At 71.5% G+C, this 6473-nt stretch carries 1 protein-coding gene; it reads left to right on the top strand.

Going from position 1 to position 6473, the window contains the following annotated elements:
• Window positions 1-6473 (top strand): amino acid adenylation domain-containing protein (locus tag ACWEMY_RS28970; protein WP_452392568.1); only part of this gene is annotated, 6473 nt, incomplete at both ends.

Below are 6473 nucleotides of genomic sequence, written 5' to 3'. Positions count from 1 at the left end.
ACCGAGCACGGTGAGCTGGAATACCTGGGCCGCACCGACTTCCAGGTGAAGCTGCGTGGTCTGCGCATCGAGCTGGGCGAGATCGAGGCGGCGCTGACCGGCCTCGACGAGGTCGCCCAGTCGGTGGTCGTGGTGCGCGGGGACCAGCACGCCGGTGACCAGCTGGTCGCCTACGTCATCCCGGCCACCGGCCGCACCGTCGACATCGAGGACGCCCGCGAGGAACTGGGCGCCAACCTGCCCGCCTACATGGTGCCCGCGGTGATCGTGGTGCTCGACGAGTTCCCGCTCAACGCCTCCGGCAAGCTCGACCGCAAGGCGCTGCCCGCGCCGGTGTTCGAGGCCGCGGTCTTCCGCGCCCCGACCACGCCGGTCGAGGAGATCGTCGCCGCCACCTTCGCCGATGTGCTCGGCCTGGAGCGGGTGGGTCTGGACGACGACTTCTTCGCTCTCGGCGGCAACTCGCTGACCGCCACCCAGGTGGCCGCGCGCCTGTCGGCCGCGCTGGAGACCGATATCGGCGTGCGCGAGCTGTTCGAGGCTTCGACCGTGGCCGGGCTGGCCGCGCGGGCCGAGACCCACTCCGGCACCGAACGCCGCGCCCCGCTGGTCCCGCAGCAGCGCCCCGCGCGGGTGCCGCTGTCGCTGGCCCAGCAGCGCATGTGGTTCCTCAACCGCTTCGACCCGGAGTCCGCGGTCGACAACATCCCGGCCGCCGTGCGGCTGTCGGGTCTGCTGGACCGCCAGGCGCTCCAGGTGGCCGTGGCCGACGTGCTCGCCCGCCACGAGTCGCTGCGCACCTACTACCCGGAGGTCGGCGGTGCGGGCCACCAGGTGATCGTGCCGACCGGCAAGGTCATCCCGGACCTCGCGCCGATCGAGACCACCACCGCCGAACTGCCGCAACGCCTTTCGGGCCTGGTACTGACGGCCTTCGACGTCACCGCCGAGGTGCCGTTCCGGGCCGCGCTGTTCGAGGTGAGCCCCACCGAGCACGTGCTGGCCCTGGTGGTGCACCACATCTCCTCCGACGGCTTCTCCATGGGCCCGCTCACCCGCGACGTGATGACGGCCTACAGCGCCCGCGTCGAGGGCGCCGAGCCCGCCTGGCGCCCGCTCGAGGTGCAGTACGCCGACTTCGCGCTGTGGCAGCGCGGGGTACTCGGCGACGAGGACGACGCGTCCTCGGTGATCGCCCAGCAGATCGCCTTCTGGGGCGAGCGGCTGCGCGGTCTGCCCGAGCAGCTGGACCTGCCCGCCGACCGCCCGCGTCCCGCGATCGCCAGTGGTCGCGGTGCCACCCACACCTTCGAGATCGACGCCGCCACCCACGCGGCGCTCACCGAGCTGGCCCGCGCTCGTGGCGCGACGCTGTTCATGGTCGCCCACGCCGCCCTGGCCGTGCTGCTCGCGCGGCTGTCCGGCGAGTCCGACATCGCCATCGGTACCCCGATCGCGGGCCGTGGTGAACGCGCCCTCGACGACCTGATCGGCATGTTCGTCAACACCCTGGTGCTGCGCACCGAGGTCGAGGGCGAGGCGAGCTTCACCGACCTGCTCGGTGCGGTGCGGGCGAGCGATATCGCCGCCTTCGGCCACGCCGACCTGCCCTTCGAGCGCCTGGTGGAGATCCTCAACCCGGCCCGCTCGCAGGCACGCCACCCGCTGTTCCAGGTGATGCTGGCCTTCCAGAACACCGCCCAGACCAGCCTCGAACTGCCCGGTCTCACCGTCAGCGGGGTGGACCTGCCGATCGACGTGGCCAAGTTCGATCTCCAGGTCGTGCTCACCGAGAAGCCCGCCGACGCGCCGTCGGGCATCGTCGCCGAGCTGATCTACGCCACCGATCTCTTCGACGCCGCCACCATGGACCGCTTCGGCGCCCGGTTCGCGCGCCTGCTCGCCGAGATCGCGGCCGCCCCCGAGCGCGCCGTCGGTGATCTCGATCTGCTCGACGCCCGCGAACGCGAGCTCGTGCTGTCGGAGTGGAATGCCACCGAGCTGATCGGTATGGGTGGGGTCGGGGTCGGATCCTTCGTGGTCCCGGCCGACACCGGCGAGACCCTGCTCGATCTGTTCGCTCTCGCCGAGCGCGATGCCGACGCCACGGCGCTGAGTTTCGAGGGGACAGCTCTGTCCTACGGCGAGTTCGCCGGCCGGGTACACCGGCTGGCGCGCAAGCTCATCGAGACCGGTGTCGGCCCCGACACCCTGGTGGCGCTGGGCATCCGCCGTTCCACCGATCTCGTCGTCGCCATGTACGCGGTGCTCGCCGCGGGTGGCGCGTACGTGCCGCTGGACCTGGATCAGCCCGCCGACCGCATCGCCTACGTGCTGGAGACGGCGCGTCCGGTGGTCGTGCTCACCACCGCCACCGACGCCTTCGCGCCGTCGGACGCGCCGACCCTCGTGGTCGACGAACTCGACCTGTCCGGCTACCCGTCCGGTCCGGTCACCGACGCCGAACGCCGTGCACCGCTGCGGAATTCGAACCTGGCCTACGTGATCTTCACCTCCGGCTCGACCGGCCGCCCGAAGGGCGTGGCAGTGTCGCACGCCGCGGTGGTGAACCAGATCCGCTGGATCACCGTCGAATACGAGCTGACCACCGACGACGTGGTGCTGTTCAAGACGCCGCAGACCTTCGACGTGTCGGTCTGGGAACTGTTCGGCACCATCGTGCGCGGCGCCCGCATGGTCATCGCGCGGGCCGACGGGCACCGTGACCCGCAGTACCTGGCCGAGCTGATCGCCGCCGAGGGGGTCACCCTCACCTCGTTCGTGCCGTCGATGCTCGCGGTGTTCGCCGGTGTCGCCGACCCGGCGCAGCTGGCCTCGGTGCGCGCGCTGCTCGTCGCGGGTGAGGCGTTCACCTCCGATGTGGTCGAGGCGATCCGCCGGGTCAGCCCGGCCGAGCTGCACAACCTCTACGGTCCGACCGAGTTCACGGTGCACGCCACCGCCGCGCCGGTCGCCGAGGACGTGCAGGGCGCGGTGCCGATCGGCAGCCCGGTGCTCAATGCCAAGTCCTACGTGCTGGATTCGCGACTGCACCCGGTGGCCCCCGGTGTCGCCGGTGAGCTGTACCTGGCCGGTATCCAGCTGGCGCGCGGCTACGTGGGCCGTGCCGATCTGTCGGCCGATCGCTTCGTGGCCAACCCGTTCGAGGCCGGTGCGCGGATGTACCGCACCGGTGACCTCGTGCGCTGGAACGCCGACGGCTCCATCACCTACCTGGGCCGCACCGACTTCCAGGTGAAGCTGCGCGGTCTGCGTATCGAGCTCGGCGAGATCGAGGCCGGGCTCACCGCGCACCGCAGCGTCGCGCAGTCGGTCGTGGTCGTGCGCTCGGATGCCCGCACCGGTGACCAGCTCGTCGGCTACGTGGTCCCCGCGACCGGCGAGACGGTCGACATCGAGTCGCTGCGTACGCAGCTGGCCGCGCAGCTGCCGAGCTACATGGTGCCCGCCGCGTTCGTCGTACTCGACGCGATGCCGCTGAGCGCCAACGGCAAGCTCGACCGGCGCGCGCTGCCCGAGCCGGTGTTCGAGGCTCGCGAGTTCCGCGCGCCGCGCACACCGATCGAGGAGATCGTCGCCGCCACCTTCGCCGAGGTGCTCGGCCTGACCGGGGATCGCGCCGTCGGCCTGGACGACGACTTCTTCGATCTCGGCGGCAACTCGCTCATCGCCACCCAGGTCGTCGCCCGCCTCGGCGCGGCCCTGGACAGCCGCGTCCCCGTGCGCGTGCTGTTCGAGGCGCCGTCGGTGGCCGCGCTGGCCGCCAAGGTGGAGACCCACGCGGGCAGCGGCAGCCGCCGCGAGCTCGTCGCCGGACCGCGTCCCGAGCAGATCCCGCTCTCGCTGGCCCAGCAGCGCATGTGGTTCCTCAACCGCTTCGACAACGCCACCGCGGTCAACAACATCCCCCTCGCGGTGCGCCTCACCGGCGACCTCGACGTGGACGCCCTGCGCCAGGCCGTCGCCGATGTGGTCGAACGGCACGAGGTGCTGCGCACCGTCTACCCGGAGACCGCCGAGGGCCACGGTGTGCAGGTGGTGCTGCCGGTCGGTGCCGCGCCGGTCACGCTCGATCCGATCACGGTCGGCGAGGACGAACTGCGCGAGCGCATCAGCGAACTCGTGCTCACCGGCTTCGACGTCACCGCCGAGGCGCCGGTGCACGCCGCGCTGTTCCGCATCGCCGGGTCCATGGACGGTTCACACCCCGACACCCACGTGCTGGTCTTCGTCGTGCACCACATCTCCGGTGACGGCTGGTCGGTGCGCCCGCTGGCCCGCGACGTGATGCTCGCCTACGCCGCCCGCTCACGCGGGCAGGCCCCGGGCTGGGCGCCGCTGCCGGTGCAGTACGCCGATTTCGCGCTGTGGCAGCGCGAGACGCTCGGCTCGGAGACCGACGAGTCCTCGATGATCGCCCAGCAGGTGGCCTACTGGTCGCGCACGCTGGCCGGTCTGCCCGATCAGCTCGACCTGCCCGCCGACCGGCCGCGCCCCGCCGTGGCCTCCCATCGCGGTGGCGTGCACGAGTTCTCGATCGACCCGGTGCTCACCGCCGGGCTCACCGCACTGGCCCGCGAACACGGCGCCAGCCTGTTCATGGTCGTGCACGCCGCCTTCGCCGCCCTGCTGGCGCGTCTGTCCGGTAGCGACGACATCGCCATCGGCACCGCCGTGGCAGGCCGTGGTGAAGCGGTGCTCGACGACGCCATCGGCATGTTCGTCAACACCCTGGTGCTGCGCAGCGCGGTCGACCCGGCCCAGCCGTTCACCGGCCTGCTCGCGCAGACCCGCGAGAACGACCTGGCGGCCTTCGGCTACGCCGACCTGCCCTTCGAGCGCCTGGTGGAGATCCTCAACCCGGCCCGCTCGCAGGCGCGTCACCCGCTGTTCCAGGTGATGCTGTCGTTCCAGAACACCGGCGAGGCGTCGTTCGAGCTGCCCGGCCTCGAGGTGGCCGGGGTGCCGCTGGACGTGGTCACCGCCAAGTTCGACCTGCACCTGAACCTGACCGACCGGCACCGTCCCGACGGTTCCGCCGACGGCATGGCCGCCGAATTCGCCTACGCCACCGACATGTTCGACGCCGCCACCGTCGCCGCGCTGGCGGAGCGCCTGGTGCGGATGCTCACGGCGGTCGTCGCCGCGCCCGAGCGCGCGATCGGCGAGGTCGAACTGCTGGCACCGGCCGAACGCCGCCGGGTGCTCACCGACTGGAACGCCACCGCGCACCCGGTCGACGAGACCGCCACGCTGGTGTCGATGTTCGAGGCACAGGCGCTGACCAGCCCCGATGCGGTTGCCCTCACCTTCGAAGGGACGAGTCTGTCCTACGGCGAGTTCACCTCGCGCGTGAACCGCCTGGCCCGTCACCTGATCGCCCAGGGCGTCGGCCCGGACACCATGGTCGCGCTCGGTATGCGCCGCTCGCTGGACCTGGTGATCGGCATGTACGCGGTGAGCGTGGCCGGTGGCGCGTACGTGCCGCTGGACCCCGACCACCCGGCCGAGCGCACCCACTACGTGCTCGAGACCGCCGCGCCGGTGTGCGTATTGACCACGGCCGCCGACGAATTCGACGCGGGCGCCACGACCGCGCTGCACATCGAGAGCCTGGATCTGTCGGAATACTCCGAGGCCCCGGTCACCGATGCCGAGCGGATCGCCCCGCTGCGTCCGGAGAACACCGCGTACGTGATCTTCACGTCGGGTTCGACCGGTCGTCCGAAGGGTGTGGCCGTGAGCCACGCCGCGATCGTCAACCGTCTCGTCTGGATGCAGGCCGCCTACGGTCTGACCGCCGACGATGTGGTGTTGCAGAAGACGCCTGCCACGTTCGACGTGTCGGTGTGGGAGTTCTTCTGGCCCTTGCAGATCGGTGCGCGTCTGGTGGTGGCCAAGCCCGACGGGCATCGTGATCCGGCCTACCTGGCCGCGATCATCGAGGCCGAGGGTGTCACCACGGCGCACTTCGTGCCGTCGATGATGTCGGTGTTCGTGGCCGAGCTGGCCGAGTCCGCGGCGGTCGCGCTGGCCGACGGCCAGACGCTGACCAGCAGCCTGCGCCTGGTGTTCGCCTCGGGTGAGGCGCTGCCCGCGCCGACCGCCCAGCGTCTGCGCGCCCTCACCGGCGCGGCCCTGCACAACCTGTACGGCCCCACCGAGGCCGCGGTCGACGTCACCTTCCACGAGGTCACCGATGCCGACACCACCTCGGTGCCGATCGGCGCGCCGGTCTTCAACACCCAGGTGTACGTGCTGGATTCGCGGCTGCACCCGGTGCCCGTCGGCGTGCCCGGCGAGCTGTACCTGGCCGGTGCGCAGCTGGCGCGTGGCTACGTCGCGCGGCCGGATCTCACCGCCGACCGCTTCGTCGCCGACCCGTTCGGGACCGACGGCGAACGCATGTACCGCACCGGCGACCTCGTCGCCTGGACCGAGCACGGTGAGCT

This window comes from Nocardia sp. NPDC004415 (assembly GCF_053602435.1).
Note: the sequence above shows the minus strand (reverse complement) of the source record. Positions and strands in the feature narration are given on the sequence as shown.